The organism is Streptomyces sp. NRRL F-5122 (genome assembly GCF_001507435.1).
GTDB lineage: Bacteria > Actinomycetota > Actinomycetes > Streptomycetales > Streptomycetaceae > Streptomyces > Streptomyces lannensis.
Map to the genome: position 1 here is coordinate 1 of NZ_LMWH01000279.1, position 19,193 is coordinate 19,193.

Below are 19,193 nucleotides of genomic sequence, written 5' to 3' on the forward strand. Positions count from 1 at the left end.
ACCGGCCGCTTGTCAATGAGTCTAACGGCCCCGCCCCCGGGCAGTTCTGCACGAGCCCGCACCCCTGGGGCGCGGTGGCCGACCGGAGTCAGCCCGGCGTCCTGTTGGCGTGGGCCGCGGCTCGGGCACCTCCGTCGTGCGCGCCCGCGTGCGCTCCGGGCGCCCGCATGTCCAGCGGGAGCCAGTGTCTGTCCGGGCGGCCGCTCGGGTGTCCGTACCGGGTGGGTCCCTCGGGGCGGCGGCGATTCACGGAGCCCAGGTGTCCGTGACGCGCAGGCGCGGACACGACACTATGGGGACACCGTCCGGGAGCGGGTGGAGCCCTGTCCGTCACACGGCACCGGGGGAGCCGTCGGGGGCGTCCGGCTGCCGGTGTCGATGGGCATCCAGCATCCTGACTGCGCTCGGCGGGGCCCGCTTGACCGGACCAGGGCCGGATGGTGACTGCCATCTGGGACATCGATTGGAGTCCCGGGCAGCTGCGCCGCATCACCAGCCGAGCTTCACTGTGCCGCTTTACGCGGCCTACCTGACCCGGGCCGATGTGCCGCTCTGGCGCTGGGCCCGCGTCCCGGCGCGTCCAGTCCGACGGACCGGCCGCTGCGCCGCCTGCCTCAACTCCTCGCACGGAGGGCATCAGCGTATGACGGACCGCGCGTCACCGCCCAGGGCGCCCGCACTCCGGGTGCCGTCGTTCAGGAGCCCGGTGGCTGGGAGAGGGTGCGATCCGGCGCCGGCGCACCGGTCTGCACGCACACATGCGAGCCCTGGTTGATCCGCGAGCGGACCCGCCGGGGGTTTGCCGACCGGCCGTGCCCGCAAGCCACCATCCGGCGGATTGCCCGCGCCGGGTCGGCGTCCTCACCTTTGCGGCCCACCGCTTCAGCGGCTCCGCTGCGCCGGCCGGCCCAGCGCCCGCACAGCGTCTACCCTTCCCTTCCGGCCTTGTCCAGGCAGAAGCGTTATCCTTGCTTGTCGTGAAGAGAAGTAGCAGCTCCGAGAACATCGTTGCAATCTTGCGGCAGGAGCTCGAGCGCTACTCCCCGGGAGAGAAGCTGCCCTCCAGCAGGGCTCTGGTCGATCGCTTCGCGGTCAGCCCGGTCACCGTCTCGCGGGCGCTGGCCGCGCTCGCCGCCGAAGGACTGGTGATCACCCGGCCCGGGGCCGGCGCCTACCGTGCGCACCGCAGCGTCATCGACACCAGGGCCATCGACACGTCCTGGCAGCAGATCGCGCTCACGGCCGAGGACCAGCACCGCGTTGAGCCCGCGCCACGGATCGTCGACGCCTCCTGCGTGTTCGCCGCCCTGATGCGTCCTCCTCCAGGCGTGATCGCCTTCAATGGCGGCTACCTGCACTCATCGCTTCAGCCCCAGCAGGCGCTGGGTGCAGCCTTCGCCCGGGCCGCCCGCCGCCCTGGCGCGTGGGAGCGGCCGCCTCTGGAGGGACTGACCGCGCTGCGCTCCTGGTTCGCCCGGGAAGTGGGCGGACCCAGCGGAGGCATCATCCCCGCACAGGTGCTCATCGCCGGAGGCGGGCAGGCGGCACTGACCACCGCTCTGCAGGCGCTTGCTCCGCCGGGCTCCCCAGTACTCGTGGAGTCGCCCACCTACCCGGGCATGCTGGCCGCCGCTCGGGCCGTTGGGCTACGCCCCGTGCCGGTGCCCATGGACGACGACGGCGTGCGCGTCAACCTCCTGGAGGACGCCTTCGCCGCCACTGGCGCCCGCGTCTTCTACTGCCAGCCGCTCTTCCACAACCCCACCGGCGCGGTACTTGCCTCCGACCGCCGCCGCCGCATCACCGAGATCGCGCACGCCGCAGGCGCTTTCGTTGTTGAGGACGACTTCGCGCGCCGTCTCGGTCACGGCGGCCAACTTCCACCGCCCCTCGTGGCGGACGACGCCTACGGTGCCGTCGTCCACGTCAGCTCTCTGACCAAACCGACCTCTCCCAACCTCCGGGTCGGCGCGCTCGTCGCCCGCGGACCGGTGATGGAGCGACTGCGCGCCCTCCAGGCGGTCGACAGTTTCTTCGTACCGCGACCCCTGCAGGAGACCGCCCTCGAACTCGTCGGCACCCCCGCCTGGCCGCGTCACCTGCGCGCCATCACGTCATCCCTTCGGGAGCGCCGTGAGGCCATGCTCGCCGCGCTGCACCATTACCTGCCCGGCATCGCTGCCACCGTCCGCGCTCCCGCGGGCGGCTACCATCTGTGGCTTCGCCTGCCGGACGGGACTGATGAGACCGCTCTCACCACCGCCCTCCTCCGCGCCGACGTTGCGGTGTCCCCCGGCCGCCCGTACTTCGCCGCCGAGGCACCAGCCCCCTACATCCGGCTCAGCTTCGCCGACGTCGCCGGCACCGAGGAGATCAACGAGGGCATTCACCGCATCGCCGCCGTATGCGCCGACTCCGGCATCGAGACCGGTATCTGACCGGTTTCGGCCGTTGCCGACGCGACATCCGGCACTTGGCTCGGGGCGCAGGCCCGGCTGCGGTCCGGCAGGGGAGACGGGATGCGCCCCGCTGTTCGCTCATGGTGCAGGCGGACATACGCCCGCCTGCACCAGTGCCCCTTGCGGTGCAGCGCACCGCCAATGCCGACCCGCCGCGAGCCCGGTGCCCGGGCGCGGCGCGAGGCGGTCATCGTGGGAATTGCTGTCCCACATCCTTTCGCCGTGTGGCCCCCATCGCCTGCGGTGCCGGCCGACGAGCGCCATGGGCGCGCCTCACGTATGCCGCTATCGCTATTCGAAATTTTCGATAGCGCTACTCAAATTACGACATTTGACAGTAGCGGTTCTGGGGCTGACACTGATGAGGCGCGGTTACCCGCAAGTAGGTTCACTTTCTCGAACGCCGGTTGATCGTCTCTCGCGGCGCTGCCGGCCGATGGACCACGCCTCCCGTGTGCTCTTCGGCTGCGCTGCGGAGGGCGTGACCGGCGGCCCCCTTTTTTCCGGGGTGCAGGCAGCCGTGCTGTTGCTACCGGCCCTTCGGTCCCGGTCCCGATGTGGCGAGCCCGTTCATCTCCGCTCGCCCCCTGTACTGCATCTGAGGAGAACACCCGTTGATCCCGACTGCCGTTCCTGAGGAGAGCTACTACCAGCGCACAGGCGAGCGTTGCTACAAACCCAGTGCTCATGCAGGGGGCGCCTGGAACGCGGATGAGCACCACTTCGGCCCCCTGGCCGGCCTCATCGTCCACGCGTTCGATCGACGTCGTGCTGCCGGCCCCGCCAACGGCCTGGTCCTGGCTCGGATCAGCTACGACATCCTCGGTTTCCTCGCCCTTGACGAGTGCGAGATCACTGTGGAGACCATCCGCCCCGGCCGGACGGTTGAACTGCTCGAGGCCGTCGTCGCCATAACGGGCCGTCCGGTGATCAGGTCCCGTGCTTGGCTTCTCACGGCTCTGGACACCGCGGCGGTGGCGGACACGCCCTTCGAGCGGCTCGCCCCGCCCGAGGCCTTCGCTCCCTGGCCCATGAGCGACCTGTGGGATTGCGGTTACGCCCGCTCGCTTCACGTCCGCCGGCAGGAATCCGGCCGGAAAGGCCGTGCCGCCGCGTGGGTCAGCAGCGATGTCGGCCTCGTCGCCGGCGAACCGAGCAGCACACTCGCGTCGTTCATCGCCCGCGTGGACGTCGTCAACGGCATGGCCGTGCAGCAGCCCCCCACGAAGTGGATATACCCCAACATGGACATGACTCTCCACTTCCACCGCCGGCCCGAAGGCCACTGGACCGGACTGGACACCACCGTCAGCTTCGGCCCTGCCGGTCATGGCCTTACCAGCGCCGTTCTGCACGACGCCGCCGGCCCAGTCGGCCACGCCCAGCAGATCCTCACCGTCCGCCCGCTGGAAGGCAGTCGACGATGACCGAAGCAGTCCTTGAGCTGCTGCGCGAGCGCAAGCGACAGGGAAGCACCCCCGGACATCGTCGCGACGAAGCGCGCATGGTCCTCCTGGTCGAAGGCGGAAGCTCCCGTGGCGCCTACTCCTACGGCATGGCGATCGCCATAGAGCAACTCGGGATCCTGCCCCTCTTCGATGCCGTCTACGGCAGTTCCGCGGGAGCGCTGAACGCGGCGTGGCTGCTGTGCGGTCGCGCCGAACGCAACATGCACGCATGGTGGACTCCGATGATCATGAAGGCGACCATCGATCCACGGCGCGCCCTGCGCCGCCGGCCCGTCGTGGACACCCGTTTCCTGGTCCACACCGTGTACACCGAGATCATGCCGATGGGATTCCAGGAGATCCTCGACAGCACCGTCGAGTTCCACCCGATGGCCACGGACGCCCTCACCGGCGAGGCCACCGATCTGTACGAGCAGATCCACGACCAGGCCAGCTTGCAGGCCGCACTCCGCGCGTCGGCCGCCATGCCTCTCCTCGCAGGCGAACCCATCGAGATCAACGGGCGATCTTTCGTCGACGCCGGCGTGAGTGAGGCGGTACCCGTGGCGACAGCACTCGCCCAGCGGGCCACCCACATCGTCGCCCTTCGCACGCGACGTACGGACGAGGCCACGTCAGCTCCGCCCCTCGGCCAACGTCTGGTGATGTCGCGCTGGTTCGCCCGCCGCGCACCAGGAGCCCTCCTGCCATGGCTACGACGCGAGGCCATCAGAGCGGAGGAAGAGCGGCTCCTTGCCTCGCACCCGGCGGCCTTGCAGATCCGTCCGCCTCTCGGCAGCGCGCCGATCGGCCACACCGAGCGACGTCCGGGCCCGCTTCGCGCAGCCGTCGACACAGGCCGCCAGACCGCGTTGGACATGCTGACGGGCTGCAGCGAAGAGCCCTTGGCCGTGGGCTGAACCAGCGCATCCGCAGTTGCGCCGCGACGCGCGCCCGGGCAACCCACCGTCTCGCCCTACCACTGGTGGGCCCGTCCACGGGGCTTTCGGACACTCGTGGGGCTCTCGCCGTGGGGCACTGTTGTGCGTGTCCTGCGGGCTGAGCGAGCAGGACACGCACAGCATCCGCGGACGCCCGGGACCGGCGTCGTCGTCCTGGGTCAACCGGCTCGGCGGCGCCGGGGCGGGTGCGTACTCGCCTTGTTCGGATGAAGACCCTCGGCGGCGGTCTCCTTGATCTCGCCGGGGGCCGGAGCGGATGCTCTGCGCATTTTCGGCCCTGCGTCTCGCACCGGGTCCGTCAGGGCGTGGCCCCCCGCTGCGAGGGCTGAGGGGCGGTGTCCTTGGGGTGGCAGGCCTGCTGCTCATGGCGGTCGATCCGCTTGCTGATCTTCTCGGCGGCAGTGCGCAGGAGGGTGAGTTCGGTGGGGTCGAGAGCATCGAAGACGAGGTCGCGTACCCGGGCCACGTGCCCGGGGGCGGCTTCGACGAGGTGGGCGTGGCCGGCGTCGGTCAGGATCGCTTGGGTGTACCGGCCGTTGAGGGGGTCGGCCTCGCGGCGGACGAAACCCCGGCGTTCCAGCCTGCTGATCATGTGCGAGAGACGTGACTGCTCGGAATTGGCCAGGACGGCCAGTTCGCTCATGCGCATACGGTGTCCCGGCTGGTCCGACAGTCCGGCAAGGACGTAGTACTCGATGAAACTGAGGTCTGCGTCCTGCTGCAGCTGCGCTCCCAGGGCGGTGGGCAGTCGGTGCAGCATCAGGGAGAACTGCTGCCACGTCTCCAGTTCTGCCGGAGTCAGCCAGCGGGGCTGACCGTGCGACGGCCGGGGCTGTTCGGGCATGCCCGGAGTCTATCCGGCATGAACGTTCACACGTCAGAGCGACGCTTGAATCTTCATGAGTCGCGCCCTAGGGTGTGACATGAATGTTCAAGTGAAGGGGTCGGCCTCGCGTCGGCGGCCCGTCAAGGAGAAAACCACATGAGTGACCTGAAGATCGCCGTCATCCTCGGCAGCACCCGGCCCGGCCGCAACGGCAAGGCTGTCGCGGACTGGGTGGTGGACCGCTCCGGCGCCCGCGCCGGCGTCGAGTACGAGCTGGTCGATCTCGCCGACTACCCGCTGCCCCACCTGGACGAGGCCATCCCGCCGGCCATGGGCCAGTACCAGGGTGAGCACACCCAGGCGTGGGCGGCCAAGATCGCCGAGTTCGACGGGTACATCTTCGTGACCCCCGAGTACAACCACTCCACCTCCGGCGTACTGAAGAACGCAATCGACTACCTGTACGGCGAGTGGAACAACAAGGCCGCCGCCTTCGTCTCCTACGGTTCTCTCGGCGGCGCCCGGGCCATCGAGCACCTGCGGGGCGTGGCCAGCGAACTGCAGATCGCCCACGTGCGTCAGCAGCTGTCCTTCTCGCTGTTCACCGACTTCGAGAACTTCTCCGTCTTCAAGCCGGCCGAGCAGCACGACGCCGCCGCGACCACCCTGTTCGAGCAGCTGGAGTCCTGGGCCCGCGCCCTTAAGACGGTCCGGGCCTGACGCTCCTGCCCGCCGGAAGGCGGGCCGAAGGACTTCCCTCGCCGTAGACCTAGGAGAACGCTGAACGCCGAATGCCGCGCCGGTGGCGGGTTCGGCCGGTTTTGCGGCCGAAGTCCGCACCGGGGCACCGGCGCCCCCGGGCCCCGTTGCGGACTTCGGCCCGTTCCGCTCGCGCGGGACAGGCGGTCACCCGGGGCGTCACCGTCACGGGCGCCCCGGTGCGATGCCCACGGTGTGCGGGAGCCGAACGGCCCACGGCGTCCGGACGCCGGTCGCGTGCACCGTGACGTTCAGCTCAGATGCCCGGCGTGCCGCGCGAGTCGACTGCACCGGCAGTTTGGAACGGCACGCGCACACCGTCACTGCCGTGAACGTCCAGGCAGACCGCTGACTGGTCCTCTCTTCGGTGCGAACAGCTGCGGCCGAGGTCTTCTGCCCTCGCAGCGGGGCGATGCGGAAGGAACAGACGGAGTCCCAAGGCTCCCGCCCCGTCCGCGGTGCTGGGCCGCCGCCGTCGTGGGCGCCCGCCTATGTTCCTGCGCGTCCCGTGTCCACCGGGAGCCGGTGTCTTCATCTGGGCGGCCGCCGAGTGTTTGCACCGGTGTGCCGATGTGCCGGGTCGCGGCCCTCGAACGGCCTTCAAGGGGCCCTGTGTCCTGTGTGGGGTGGGGATGGGCCTGAAATCGGGATGCCGGGGGCCCGTTGCGGCTTTGCCGAGTGGCCGAAGGTCATGGTGTGGCCGAACTGCTCCGCCTGACGGCCTCGTTGACACCTCATCACCGTACGCAGCCTGATCCGGCGGTCCTGGACAACCCACCCGCTGGGACGACGCCTGAACCGCCGGCCATGACCGCATGCCTGCTGTCTGCGTGCGATCTCTTACCGCAGCGCGACAGCCGCGAGTACGCCCCGCGCAGCCGTTCCGTCTGGCCAGGTCCACCCGGCGACGAGGTGTGTGGACGAGCTCTGCGCGGCCCCTGTCGGCCGCAGGACGCGGTTGATGTGAACGTCGGGCCCGGCCTCGGAGCCGGTTCTGTGCACAGTGACGGTGGGGTCAGGGGTATCGCTCTTGCTCTGGTGCTGCGGCCTCGCCTCGCCGCGCAGGAGCGCTCGCAACTGGGCCATGACCACCGGGTCGTGGACGCCGTCGTAGATCCACCGGGTGCCGAGCACCCCGTGCTCGGACGTGCCGATCAACGCCTCGCCGGGGGCGTCCTCCAGTGCCGCACCGCGGTAGCCCATCGGCACCAGATACGCCACCGGCCCCTGGGCGGTGGTGTCCGCTACGATCATGAACTCGATCCCGACCGCGCCTTTCGGGTCGTCCAGACGGAACCCGCCGGCCTTGACCAGTTCCGGCGCTTGTGCGTCGCCCACGTACCAGCTCTGCTTCGACAGCCAGCCGGTGAGCAACTCCAGCTTGGTAGGCGTCATTGTGGTGCGATGGATCGCGGCCATGCGAACTCCCTCACGCGTAGGTCCGGCCCGTTCTCCGACGGGATGTGACCGAACCTATAGGGCACGGCCGGGCTTCCCGCCTCCCGAGCGGCAGCGAGTAGCCTCGCAGACCGTGCCCGTTGTCCTCGTGTCCTGTGACAGTCACGTACCCGACCCGCAGGAACAACATGGGCCTGCCGCAGCGCGTTCTGTGTCCCGGGGGCGGTGCGGCCTCGCTGCCGCAAAGCCCTGGTGCGGCCTGATGTCTTCGTCCGGTGGGCTGAACACGCTGGTTGTTCCGGTCGTATCTGGAAGAGTGCCTTCGTCACCGGCGGCGTCAACTGCCGCTTGGATGGCATGAATCCGTAAGTCCCCCCACCAGTGCGAGGACGCGAAACGCGTTCTCGCCCGCGCAGCACGGAGCATGTTGTGACCGACGATCTCTACCGCCGGCTCGGCGCCCACCTTCGCACCGTCCGCCAATCCCGCGGCATCGCCCAGGAGGATCTCGCCCGGGCGGTGAAACTCACCCGCGGTTCCATCGCCAATCTGGAAGCCGGCCGTCAGCGTATCCAGGTCCACACCCTCATCGCCGCCTGCCACGCGCTCGGCCTCGACCCGGCCGAGGCCCTGGCCCGAGCGCTGGAGGGCGACAGCGCGCCGGCGCCGTTACCGGCCGATGACCGGGCCCGGCTCGCTCCGCTCCTTCGTCAGCTCTCCTCAGTCCGCGACGGCATCGACCAACTGCTCCGACTGGAAAGCCAGTAACCCGCCACCGACCCCCACGTACACGTGCGCCGGCGGATGTGTGCCAGCACATGTTGAGGCGCCGGAGCACGGAGTGGCTGCGGCTGCACTGCCGGGGTGGAACTCCACCTCCGGGGTGGAAGCGGGGCGTGTATCGGTGTGATGCACGCCCCTACGGCAAGGTGATCCGGCCCACTTCGATCGGCTGGTTCCGCCGCCTCGGCAGGGGTGAGCGCGGGCACATCGCGGGCCTGCCGGCCGATCCACCGGGTAACGGCGCCGCCTGCGGGAAAGCCGGTTCGGACGTTGATGGCGCCTCAGTGCTGGATCAGGCCGCCGACCGGGACGGCGGCGACGTGGCCGGTCGCCGGAAGCGTCTGAGCCAGGGCGAGGCCGATGTCGACCAGCGACGACCGGCGCAGGCCCGCGACATGGGGAATCGGAGTCCAGACCAACTCGGCGATCTCACCGTTCGGCTCCGGCCGAAGCCGGCCGTCGGTGATACGAACCTGGTAAAAGACGCCGACATTGTGATGCTCCGGTCCGCCGGGGACGGCACGTTCGGCCGCGGGGATGACCCGGGAGTCCACGCCCAGCAGGCGTTCCACCACCGCGTCGCAGCCGGTCTCCTCGGCCACCTCCCGGATCACGGCGTCGAACGGATCCTCCGCATGCTCGACCCTGCCACCCGGAAGGGTCCAGTTGCTCTCGCCCTTCGGCGGCACGTGACGGGCGAGCAGTACTCGCCCGCCTTCGAGGCACACGGCGTACGCCGCCAGCCGAAAACTCATCCTCGAACCCTAGCTCGATGTCCAAGGCGCATCAGCGGCGAAGCCACGGCGGAACAGCCCCCGTGAGACGAGCCGTTGGCAGGCGGTATCAGGAATCGGTGGGCAGGATCTGTACCAGGCCGACCCAGTTGCCGTCGTCCGCCTCGGTGTGGGTGGCTCGGATCGTGTAGTGGCCGGCGGGCAGCGGGACCGGGGCCTGGGCGGGACAGCCGCCGCCGGGGTAGGCGATGTTCAGTTCGGAGCCTGCGTCGGCGGAGTCCATGAGGACGGCCGGGCCGTTGAGGTCCCATGTGCCGCACTCCTGCCACCGGGTGGCGGGATCTACGAGGACGGTCTCTGCTGCGGCCTTCAGTCCGCTCTCGGAGTCGGCGGCGAGCCACCGCAGGAAGGCCCGGTGCCCGGGCAGGTAGCAGCTGGTGGCCGGCTCGTCCGCGAGGACCAGTGCCTGCGCACCGCTCCCGCCGACGCTGATCACACCGGCCGGACCGTCCACCGCGCAGGCCCGGTCGTAGTCGTCCGGTGCGGTGGCGTCTCCTGCCATGATCCCGGCCGGTGTGCACCCGCGCCATGCGGCCAGCGCGGAGACGGGGACGACGATCAACGGTCCGCCCATCGACTGCACCCAGACGGAGGAGGCAGCCGACGCACCGGCTGCGTTGGGCGAAGAAGCGCTCATGCCGTCAGGCATGGGGGTCGGCGCCAACGCGACGGCGGTGCTGATCACCCGGGGCCTGGCGGAGACCACCCGCCTCGCGGTCGCGATGGGCGCCGATGCGGCCACCCTCGCCGGCCTTGCAGGTCTGGGCGACCTCGTGGCGACGTGCTCGTCGCCGCTCTCCCGCAACTACGCCTTCGGCGCACACCTCGGTCGCGGCTTGAGCGTGGAGCAGGCGGCGGCCGCCACCCACCGGACCACCGAGGGCGTGCGCAGCGCCGAAGCCGTCCTTGACCTGGCCCACGCGCACGGCGTGGAGATGCCGATCACACGCATCGTCGTCGCGCTGCTGAACGAGAAGATCAGCCTTGAGGAGGCCACCGCCGTTCTCATGCAGCGGCCCCCCAAACCCGAACGCTGACCCGCCCCTTCGCCCGCGCCCACCGCGCCGGCCGTGGGGGTGGGGTTGTTCATGGGTGGTCGGGGTGGGGCGGTGTGGTGTCGGTGGGCGCGGTGGTGGCGGGTTTGGTGTGGAGGACTTCGCGGGCTTGTTCGGCGGCGCGGGTGATGCTTTCGCTGATGAAGTCGAGGAAGCGGGCGATGTTTTCCAGGCGGGTGGCGGCGGGGGTGTGGGGGCCGAGGACGGTGACGCCCTGGCGTGCGGTTTCGACGAGTTGGTCGTTGGAGCGGGCGCTGGCGATGGTCGCCTGGTAGAAGAGTTCGTCGTCGACGATGTAGCGGTCGCGGCGGCGTTCGTCGCGTTCGCGGCGCACCAGGCTCTGGCTCTCCAGGAAAGCGATGGCCTTGGAGATGGACGCCGGGCTGACCTTCAGGCGTTCGGCGAGTTGGGACGCGGTGAGGCTGCCCGCGTCGGTGGTGAACAGGCAGGTCAGCACCCGGGCCGTCATCTTGGTCAGGCCGGAGGCCATGAGGACGGTGGTGAGGGTCTCTTCGTACTCGGCCACGGCGGTGGCGTCGCGTCCGTCGACCTGGGGGGCCGTATGGGGTGTGCGGGAGGAGGCGGGCAGGCGGCGGTGGGCGCGGCGTTCGGTGGCGCGGTGGGCCAGGTCGGCGCGGTATGCGGCGGGGCCGCCGTTGCGCATCACCTCGCGGGTGATCGTTGAGGTCGGACGCTGAAGGCGCCGGGCGATCTCGGCGTAGGGGAGGCTGTCGGCCAGCCCCAGCGCGATCTGCTGGCGTTCCTGCTGGGTGAGCCTGCCTCCCGGCATCGTGATCTCCCTGATGGTGCGCGCGTGAGGGTCCTTGCCCGGTGGTTCCCGGCCTCCGCCACTATAGCGTTCACTCTCCACCCATTGCAATGATCGGCAACAGGATCGTTGCGTTATCGGCAAGCCCGTTGCAACACTTTCTCATCACTCACCTGCGTGAATACTGTTTCTGTGCAACGAGTGCGTTGCCAAGGCATGGAAAGCAACGTAGCGTTTCTGGAGTCGGAAACAGTGAGTGTGTATGGGAGAGCATCATGCAGACGTTCGCCAGCCCCGCCCCGATCTCCGCCGTCCTCGAGGTTGCGGCCGGACGTATCCAGTTCATCGCCGCCGACCGCGCCGACACCGTCGTCGAGGTCCGGCCCGCCGACCCCGCCAAGGGCCGCGACGTGCGCAGCGCCGAGCAGACCCGCGTCGAGTACGCCGACGGCGTCCTGCGGATCCACACCCTCAAGGAGGCGAACAGGCTTGTGGGCCCGTCCGGCTCGCTGGAGGTCACCGTCCAACTGCCCGCCGGCTCCCGTATCGAGGCCAAGGCCGCAAGCGCCGAGCTGCGCGGCGTCGGCCGTCTCGGCGATGTCGTCTTCGACGGCGCCTACCGCCACATCAAGATCGACGAGGCGGCGAGCGTCCGCCTCACCGCGGTCGACGGCGACGTCGAGATCGGCCGGCTGGGCGGCCCCGCCACGATCAGCACCGCCCGCGGCGACATCCGGATCACCGAGGCCGTGCGCGGCACGGTCGAACTGCGCACCCAGTCGGGCGACATCACTCTCGGCGCCGCCGCCGGCGTCTCGGCCGCCCTTGACGCCCACACGGGTCTCGGCCGTATCAGCAACGCCCTCAAGAACGACGGCACCGCCGGGCTCGACATCCACGCCACCACCTCCCACGGCGACATCACCGCCCGCAGCCTGTGAACACGAGCGGATCCCGCCCCAGGGCGGGATCCGTCGGGCCGTCACCGACAACCACCCCGCCCCCGCCCTGGCGGGGGCCGTGCGATCCGCGCCACAGGGCCCGCACCCGCCGCACACGATGCCTCATCCGACCCAAGAGGGGGACCACATGACGAAGAACCACACTGCTGGAGCCGGTTCACCGTGGACCGGCATGGTGCCGGTCGAGGACACGGCGCTGGCCGTCACCGACACCGGCGGCCCGGGCACGGCCGTGGTCTACCTCAACGGCCAGTTCGCCACCCAGGGCTACTGGCGGCGGGTCGTCGCCGAACTGGGCACGCCATGGCGGCACATCACCTACGACGAGCGGGCCCGCGGCCGATCGAAGCGGTCGGCCGACTACTCCTTCGAAGCGGCCGTGCGGGACGTCGACGCCGTTCTGGCAGCCAGAGGCGTGGAACGTGCCCTGGTGGTGGGCTGGTCCTACGGCGCGGTCGTCGCCGCGCACTGGGCCGCCCGCAACCCGCATCGCTGCCTGGGCACCGTCCTGGTCGACGGCGCGTTCCCCTACGACTGGCTGGACGAGGCCATGGAACAGCGGATCACCACCCTGTTCCGGCGGATGGGCTGGTTCCTGCCACTGCTGCGCCCGACCGGCCTGGCCCCGCGGATGAGCGCCGCGCAGCAGGCGCACAGCAACATCGAGCTCGGCAGGCTCTCCCGCGCACACGAACTGGGTCCGGTCCTGGACGACATCACCGTCCCCGTGCGTTACGTGGTCGCCTCGGGCACATCCTTCGGCAGTCGCGGTGACGAGCAGGAACTCATCCGCACCAGCCTCGATACGGTGACCGCCCGCAACCCGAACATCCGCATCGGCGCGAAGGTCACCAGCAACCACGGCGCGATCCTGAAGAAGGACTACGGCGCCGTCGCCGGCGCCGTCCGCGAGATCGCCGCCGTCGACCACCACGGGCAGGGCTGAGGACACCATGGGCGGGCCCGCGGGACACCCGCACACCGCATGCCCCTGGTGCGGCCACGTTATGCAGCCTACGCGCGGTGCCGGGGCGGGAAGTTGGAGCACCGGTTGTGCGGAAGGCCGCATGGCACCGTCTCCTCTCTCCGCCCCAAGGCCAACTCCGCCCCACGGTCATCTTCGGCCCCCGGTCGTCTCCTGCCTGTGGTCGTCTCCGGCCCGTGGTGCACAGCGGCCGCGGGGCGGCGGGTCGCCTGGTTCGTGGGCCACGCGCGGCCGCTCACGCTCGATGGGCGCCGACCGGAACCGTGACCGGGGCCGGGCTGCCGCGCCGGATCCGCCCTCCCACCGCCCGGGTCCGCAGGCAGTCGTGATCACGTGGTGGGGGACAAGAGGTTGCGCAGGTAGGCGGTCCGGATGAGGGGGGCGGTCTCCACCGGGCCATCGCACAGCGTCCGGTGCTGAGGAGCCGCATCGCCGGGGGAGCCGGTGAGCGGGAGCACGTGAAGAAGCGGCCGTAAATCCGTTGGGCACGCGTTCGACCCGGACCTACCATCGCGCGCATGACGACTCATCACGAGATACTTGACGCCGCGCTGGCCCGGATCACCACCGGTTATGTCTTCCCCGAACAGACGGCTGCCATCGACGCGGCGATCCGGCGTCGGCTGGCCGAAGGTGCATATCAGAACCTGGACGTGCGGGAGCTGTGCGAGCGCGTCACGGACGACCTCCAGAATGTCTGTCCGGACAAGCATTTGCGGCTGTTGTGGACCGAGGAGCCGCAGTCGATGGACGAGGAGCCGGAGGACGTTGCCCGCGCCCGTTTCGCGCAGTACACCCGCGAGAGCAACTACGGCATCCGGCGGGTGGAGCAACTCGACGACAACATCGGCTACCTCGACCTGCGCATGATCGCCCCCGCCGATCTGGGTGGCCCCGCGATCGCTGCCGCCATGCAACTGCTCGCTTCCACCGAGGCATTGGTCATCGACCTGCGGCAGTGTCGGGGTGGCTCACCGGAGGGCGTACAGTTGTGGTGCAGCTACTTCTTTGCTGACGACGGGGTGCACCTGAACGACATCTACGAGCGGGCCACTGGCTTGACCCGCCAGTACTGGACCCTCGGGCACCTGGCCGCACCGCGCTACCTGGACCGCCCGGTCACCGTGCTGACCAGCGACCTCACCTTCTCCGGCGGAGAGGAGCTGGCGTACAACCTGAAGGTGCTGGGGCGCGCCACCTTGATCGGCCAGACCACCCGCGGTGGTGCCCATCCCACGGACCGTATTCCGGTCGCCCCGCACGTCGCCGTGACCGTTCCCGCCGCCCGCTCGATCAACCCGGTCACCGGCACCAACTGGGAAGGCGTCGGAGTCGAGCCCGATGTGGCCATCGCGGCCGGGGACGCGCTGAAGGCGGCGCTGGAGGACCTGCGCACGCGGATCGGCTGAGCAGCGTTCGACGCTTTGCACAGCGCGTGGACCACCCACCGCTGGGATGTACGTCTTCAACGCCGGCCATGAGCGGCCGCCTGTCTGCGCGCCCTTTTAAGGATTGGACTCGGTGATGTCGGGGCTTGTAGCTTGCGGTTGACCGGACGCCGCCCGAGGAGGTGAGACCCATGAACGCTGTATCGATGTGGGTGCTCCCCCTTTCCGTCACGGTCGGGCGATCGACGTAGGTGTCGCCGGGAGCGCCTGGACAACACGGCACTCCCGAAAGGCAACACCCATGGACTCTGTGCAGTTCACCCCCGAGCCGTCGTCGAACGACACGGCCGAACGCGCGATCCCCGTTGGTGACATCGCGGTGGGCGACGTCCCCGGCGCTGTCCCGTCGCCGGCGTCCGGCGCCGATCGCACGCCCCCCATGTTCGATGTGATCGTCGCGGGGTGCGGGCCGACCGGCGCGATGCTGGCAGCCGAACTGCGGCTGCACGATGTGCGGGTACTCGTTGTGGAGAAGGAAACCGAGCCCGCACCGTTCGTCCGCATCGTCGGGCTGCACATACGCAGTCTCGAACTGATGGCGATGCGCGGACTGCTGGACCGTCTGCGCGCACACGGACGACAGCGTCCGGCCGGCGGATTCTTCGCCGCCATCAACAAACCCGCGCCCAAAAACCTGGATTCCGCGCACGCCTATCTGCTGGGCATCCCGCAGCCGGTCCTCGTCCGCCTGCTCGAGGAACACGCCATCCACCTGGGTGCGCAGGTCCGGCGCGGTTGCGCGGTGGCCAGTGTCCGGCAGGACGAGGAGTGGGTGAGTGTCGAGCTGGCCGACGGCGAACAACTGCGCTCGCGCTACCTCGTCGGCTGTGACGGGGTGCGCAGTACGGTGCGCAAACTCCTCGGGGTCGGCTTCCCCGGCGAGCCCTCACGGAGCCATACGCTGATGGGCGAGATGGAAGTGGGTGTGCCGCCGGAGGAGATCGCCGCCAAGGTGAGCGAAATCCACAAGACCAATAAGCGATTGTGGCTCAGGCCCGTCAGCACTGACCTATACAGCGTCGTCGTCCCCGCCGCGAACCTCGGCGACCGCGCACAACCGCCCACCCTGGAGGATTTCAGGCAACAGCTGCGCGCCGTCGCCGGGACCGATTTCGGCGTGCACTCCCCGCGCTGGCTGTCCCGCTTCGGGGACGCCACCCGGCTGGCCGAACGGTACCGGGTCGGGCGGGTGCTGCTGGCAGGCGATGCGGCACACATCCATCCACCCACCGGCGGACAGGGCGTCAACCTGGGCGTCCAGGACGCCTTCAATCTCGGCTGGAAACTGGCCGCGCAGATCCGCGGCTGGGCGCCGGACACCCTGCTGGACACCTACCACGCCGAACGCCGTCCGGTCGCCGAGGACGTGCTGGACAACACCCGCGCCCAGATGGAACTCCACTCCACCGAACCGGGCCCGCAGGCCCTACGCAGGCTGCTCACCGAACTGATGGACTTCGACGAGGTGAACCGCCATCTGATCGAGAAGATCACCGCGATCGGCGTCCGCTACGACTTCGGTGAGGGCCCCGACCTGCTTGGTCGGCGCCTGCGCGACATCGACGTGAAACAGGGCCGCCTCTACGATCTGCTGCACCGCGGTCGCGGCCTGCTCCTGGACCGCACCGGACACCTGAGTCCCGGCGGGTTCTCGGACCGGGTCGATCACCTCGCGGACCCCACCGCGGCACTGGATGCTCCGTGCATCCTGCTCCGGCCCGACGGCCACGTCGCCTGGATCGGCGACGATCAGCAGGACCTCGACGACCACCTGTGCCACTGGTTCGGCAAACCCGCCGACTGATATCGCCCGATGCCGCCCGAGCAGCCGAAAACGCCTGATAGAAGGATAAAACGGTCTGGCCATCTTGAGGCTGCAGGCAGCATCAGCCGTGGTGCTCTGGCGCCAGGGGTCGGCCTGCAAGGAGGGATGTCCTGCGCGGGAGGACCGCACGACGGCCACAGAGCACCACGGAGCGGATTCCGGTCAGGCGGCCGAGCGTTCCGGCTACCCCACCCGGTCTGACGACCGGCCCCGGCAACGGGGGAGGGGACACAAGGCGCGGGGCAGGCCCCCGTCCGCGGCCTGCCACTGCCCACGAACCCCGCCGGCATGCTGCGGGGCAGGCCGCGGCCCGCGCCCGGCCAGCCGGCCCGCCGGTGAAGTCGGCTGTGGGGTGACCGCCCCCCGATTGGTAACAGCTGTTACCATCGGGGGGTGGCGAAGACACAGAAGACACAACTGGGTGCACGCGTCGATGACGAGATCAAGCAACTGGCCGAAGCACGGGCCAGGGACCGTGGTCTGAGCCTCGGCGACTACATCGCGGTCCTCGTACGCGAGGACACCGAGGGCCTGCGGCGGCGCGGGCTGGACGCCGCGGAGCGCTTCCTCGCCGAGCACCAGGGCCTCTTCGACGAAGCCGAAACCGCCGATCGTCCCGCCCCGGGAGCGCACGCCGCGTAATGGACCTGTACATCGACGTCCCGTGGATCCTGCAGGTCGCCGAACTGGCCGGGGCAGACGATCCGTCGCCCGACGACTACGGAGTACCCATCGCCGCGGTCGCCTGCCACCGGGCCGAACTGCTCGAGCAGCCCGTCTACGACGGCCCCTACGCCCGCGCCGCCGCCCTGGTGCACGTCCTGGGCCGCTGCCGCTGGCTGGAGCGCTCCAACCTGGCCGTTGCCGCGGCCACCGGGGTGATGTACCTGGAGGCCTCCGGTATCCCGGTCAAGCCCACACGCGAGGATGCCGTCGCCCTGCGCGAGATGATGCGTGACCCCGGCTGCACCGCCTCGCGGATCGCCGCCCTCCTGCGCTCCTGGCCGCAGCCCACCTGAACCGGCCGCCGGCGCCGGGCCGCTCCCCCAGCGAGGGGCGCCCCGGGGCCGTGCGGTGCCCCGGGGGCGCCCGGCCGGTGGTGATGCCCGGTCAGAAGGCCACGGCTGGGTCGCGGGTCGCGGTGGGAGTGGAGATGACCACGTCGAACGCGTCGCCCAGCGAGGTGTCCATGACGGCGCTCTGGGTGCGGATCCCGTCCAGCAGAGGACGGCCGTCGGGGTGGGTGGGTGCCTGGCGCAGGTCGGTGAGGGTCGGCGCAGCGGTGAGGCCGGCGCCGGCCAAGGCGGCTTCGACGGTGCCGGGCCGGGGGGCGGGCAGGTGGGTGGTCTCCAGGGTGAATCCCACCGATGCCGAGGCGTCGGGACGCATCTCGGGCACGTGGTCGTCGGTGTGGGTGAGACCGATCGCCACATACGTGCCACCGAGCATGCGTGCCAGGTGCTGTCCCATCGGCAGTGCGGCCATCGTGCCGTCGAAGACGGCCGGCGTCTTCTGGATGTGGTTGTTGTGCGCGGCGAGCACGAAGCGGGCGCCGGGGCCGGCCTGTTCGAGATGCCAGGCGAGGGTCTGCGCCATGTACAGGTCCCGGACCGACAGGTCGGCGGCGCTGTTGGTCCCGGTGAACAGGGCGTTCATCGCGCGGAACATGTAGTCCACGGTGCGGGCGCCGGCCAGCAGGCGTTCGGCGACGGCCGTGCGGTGGGCGCCGGTGCGTGCCTCGGCCAGCGGCCGGATGGCGCCGATCCGCAGACTGAGGCGGGCAAGGGCGGCACTCAGCGCGTCCTGCCGGTCGGCCGGGAGCCGGGCCCAGGCCGGGGCCGCGGCGGCACCGGAACCGGCGCCGGAATCGGCGCCGGCCAGGAACGCGTCGCTGATCTGCAACGCGGTCTGCACCAAGGGAAGGGACCAGGGATCGGCCTCGGCCAGGTAATCGGCCAGCGGCTCCAAGACCGGGCGCAAGGCACCGCCGGCCTCGGGCACGTCGATACCGGCGAACCGCAGCGGGCTGCGGCTGGTGCTGTTGTGGGTGCGCAGCCACTCCATCAGATCGGCCGCGCCCCAGTTGGCGGCGGCCGGGCTGACCTTGCCGAGCGGTCGGTCGTCCCCTCCGGTCAGCCAGGCATCCAGCACGTCGGCGCCGGCGAAGCTGTACTCGAGGGCGAAGTGGGTGAAGCCGCACCGCTCGGCCAGAAACCGCGTCAGCCGCTGGCGGATGGTGGAGAACTCGGTGACGAAGTGGGCGCCCTCACCGATCGCGACGACGCGGGCATCGCCGACGATGCTCCGCAGTACCTCCAGGTCGGTGAGGTCCGCGGCCGGATCGATCGTGGTCAGCGTGGTGGTGTGCGCGCGCATCCAGGAGGCGGGCGCAGAAGAAGAGGAGGAAGAGGAAGGGGTGTTCACAGGAGGGATCTCGTCTCTGGGAGCAGGGTCGCTTGCCATGGCCGCCGAAGCAGCCCTCGCACAGGCATCTCACGCCCCCAAGGCCGTGCGGCCTCAGGGCGTCAGGCCCGGCGCAGCGTCCTGGTCACAGAAAGAGGAAAGCGGTGAACACGCAACGCAGGCTAGCAGCCCCCGCAGAAGGGCAGGGAAGGGTTTTTGGGCACGGTCCGGCCTGGGGACCTCTGACAGCCTGCTGCGCCTGCACGGTCCGCTCCGGCCTACGGCTCCCGCACGCCCGCCGCACGTGTCCGTGCCGC

17 protein-coding genes and 1 pseudogene are annotated in these 19,193 nt (G+C 70.1%); 12 read left to right on the plus strand and 6 right to left on the minus strand.

What is annotated here, in order from left to right; translation table 11 throughout:
• Nucleotides 1-977: 977 nt before the first annotated feature.
• The 3 genes from ADL25_RS39530 (at nucleotide 978) to ADL25_RS39540 (ending at nucleotide 4,827) form a co-directional block, all read left to right on the plus strand.
• A complete protein-coding gene (locus tag ADL25_RS39530) occupies nucleotides 978-2,438 on the plus strand; it encodes a PLP-dependent aminotransferase family protein (protein ID WP_059132766.1) in 1,461 nt (486 codons plus the stop codon).
• A 638-nt stretch (nucleotides 2,439-3,076) separates the two neighbouring features.
• The gene (locus ADL25_RS39535; RefSeq protein ID WP_059132789.1) at nucleotides 3,077-3,886 is read left to right on the plus strand and encodes a thioesterase family protein; all 810 of its coding nucleotides are present in this window, start codon (nucleotides 3,077-3,079) and stop codon (nucleotides 3,884-3,886) included.
• Nucleotides 3,883-4,827: a patatin-like phospholipase family protein gene (locus tag ADL25_RS39540; RefSeq protein WP_059132767.1), complete on the plus strand. Its 945-nt coding sequence runs from the start codon at nucleotides 3,883-3,885 to the stop codon at nucleotides 4,825-4,827. The genes ADL25_RS39535 and ADL25_RS39540 overlap by 4 nt, the downstream gene beginning before the upstream one ends.
• A 340-nt stretch (nucleotides 4,828-5,167) precedes the next feature.
• Here ADL25_RS39540 and ADL25_RS39545 read toward each other — a convergent pair whose 3' ends face one another.
• Nucleotides 5,168-5,713 carry a MarR family winged helix-turn-helix transcriptional regulator gene (locus ADL25_RS39545; RefSeq protein WP_059132768.1) on the minus strand — a complete coding sequence of 182 codons (546 nt, stop codon included), beginning with the start codon at nucleotides 5,711-5,713 and terminating at the stop codon, nucleotides 5,168-5,170.
• A gap of 138 nt (nucleotides 5,714-5,851) precedes the next feature.
• On the opposite strand from ADL25_RS39545, the gene ADL25_RS39550 reads away from it, so the two are divergent.
• The gene (locus ADL25_RS39550; RefSeq protein ID WP_059132769.1) at nucleotides 5,852-6,415 is read left to right on the plus strand and encodes an NADPH-dependent FMN reductase; all 564 of its coding nucleotides are present in this window, start codon (nucleotides 5,852-5,854) and stop codon (nucleotides 6,413-6,415) included.
• 879 nt (nucleotides 6,416-7,294) lie between these two features.
• On the opposite strand, the gene ADL25_RS39555 is transcribed toward ADL25_RS39550, so the two are convergent.
• Entirely contained in the window at nucleotides 7,295-7,873 is a 579-nt protein-coding gene (locus tag ADL25_RS39555) for a maltokinase N-terminal cap-like domain-containing protein (RefSeq protein WP_059132770.1), read from the minus strand.
• Between the two features lie 408 nt (nucleotides 7,874-8,281).
• Here ADL25_RS39555 and ADL25_RS39560 point away from each other — a divergent pair, with 408 nt between their 5' ends.
• Entirely contained in the window at nucleotides 8,282-8,620 is a 339-nt protein-coding gene (locus ADL25_RS39560; protein ID WP_059132771.1) for a helix-turn-helix domain-containing protein, read from the plus strand.
• A gap of 296 nt (nucleotides 8,621-8,916) precedes the next feature.
• Here ADL25_RS39560 and ADL25_RS39565 read toward each other — a convergent pair whose 3' ends face one another.
• Together ADL25_RS39565 and ADL25_RS39570 are read right to left on the minus strand one after the other, a co-directional pair.
• Entirely contained in the window at nucleotides 8,917-9,390 is a 474-nt protein-coding gene (locus ADL25_RS39565) for an NUDIX hydrolase (protein WP_059132772.1), read from the minus strand.
• 88 nt (nucleotides 9,391-9,478) lie between these two features.
• Nucleotides 9,479-10,066 (minus strand): Imm21 family immunity protein, encoded by a 588-nt coding sequence (locus tag ADL25_RS39570; protein WP_059132790.1) that lies wholly within the window; start codon nucleotides 10,064-10,066, stop codon nucleotides 9,479-9,481.
• 4 nt (nucleotides 10,067-10,070) lie between these two features.
• Between ADL25_RS39570 and ADL25_RS39575 the strand changes: the two are divergent.
• Nucleotides 10,071-10,466 (plus strand): annotated as a pseudogene (locus tag ADL25_RS39575) (NAD(P)H-dependent glycerol-3-phosphate dehydrogenase); the annotation flags it as partial.
• Nucleotides 10,467-10,515: 49 nt separating this feature from the next.
• Here the strand turns inward: ADL25_RS39575 and ADL25_RS52460 are convergent.
• Nucleotides 10,516-11,274: a helix-turn-helix domain-containing protein gene (locus ADL25_RS52460; protein ID WP_059132773.1), complete on the minus strand. Its 759-nt coding sequence runs from the start codon at nucleotides 11,272-11,274 to the stop codon at nucleotides 10,516-10,518.
• A gap of 254 nt (nucleotides 11,275-11,528) precedes the next feature.
• Here ADL25_RS52460 and ADL25_RS39585 point away from each other — a divergent pair, with 254 nt between their 5' ends.
• The 6 genes from ADL25_RS39585 to ADL25_RS39610 all read left to right on the plus strand — a co-directional run bounded on the left by ADL25_RS39585 (nucleotide 11,529) and on the right by ADL25_RS39610 (nucleotide 17,492).
• Nucleotides 11,529-12,194 carry a DUF4097 family beta strand repeat-containing protein gene (locus ADL25_RS39585; protein WP_059132774.1) on the plus strand — a complete coding sequence of 222 codons (666 nt, stop codon included), beginning with the start codon at nucleotides 11,529-11,531 and terminating at the stop codon, nucleotides 12,192-12,194.
• Nucleotides 12,195-12,342: 148 nt separating this feature from the next.
• Nucleotides 12,343-13,161, plus strand: a complete 819-nt coding sequence (locus tag ADL25_RS39590) for an alpha/beta fold hydrolase (protein ID WP_059132775.1) — start codon at nucleotides 12,343-12,345, stop codon at nucleotides 13,159-13,161.
• A gap of 557 nt (nucleotides 13,162-13,718) precedes the next feature.
• Complete coding sequence (locus tag ADL25_RS39595; RefSeq protein WP_059132776.1) at nucleotides 13,719-14,609, plus strand: S41 family peptidase; 891 nt, start codon at nucleotides 13,719-13,721, stop codon at nucleotides 14,607-14,609.
• A 280-nt stretch (nucleotides 14,610-14,889) separates the two neighbouring features.
• The gene (gene rox, locus ADL25_RS39600) at nucleotides 14,890-16,452 is read left to right on the plus strand and encodes a rifampin monooxygenase (protein ID WP_059132777.1); all 1,563 of its coding nucleotides are present in this window, start codon (nucleotides 14,890-14,892) and stop codon (nucleotides 16,450-16,452) included.
• Between the two features lie 414 nt (nucleotides 16,453-16,866).
• On the plus strand, nucleotides 16,867-17,115 hold the full coding sequence (locus ADL25_RS39605) for a hypothetical protein (RefSeq protein WP_059132778.1): 249 nt from the start codon (nucleotides 16,867-16,869) through the stop codon (nucleotides 17,113-17,115).
• Nucleotides 17,115-17,492 carry a hypothetical protein gene (locus ADL25_RS39610; RefSeq protein WP_059132779.1) on the plus strand — a complete coding sequence of 126 codons (378 nt, stop codon included), beginning with the start codon at nucleotides 17,115-17,117 and terminating at the stop codon, nucleotides 17,490-17,492. Before ADL25_RS39605 ends, ADL25_RS39610 begins: the two co-directional genes overlap by 1 nt.
• A gap of 91 nt (nucleotides 17,493-17,583) precedes the next feature.
• On the opposite strand, the gene ADL25_RS39615 is transcribed toward ADL25_RS39610, so the two are convergent.
• Nucleotides 17,584-18,849, minus strand: coding sequence for an erythromycin esterase family protein (locus ADL25_RS39615; protein WP_059132780.1), 1,266 nt, complete (start codon nucleotides 18,847-18,849; stop codon nucleotides 17,584-17,586).
• Nucleotides 18,850-19,193: the final 344 nt, after the last annotated feature.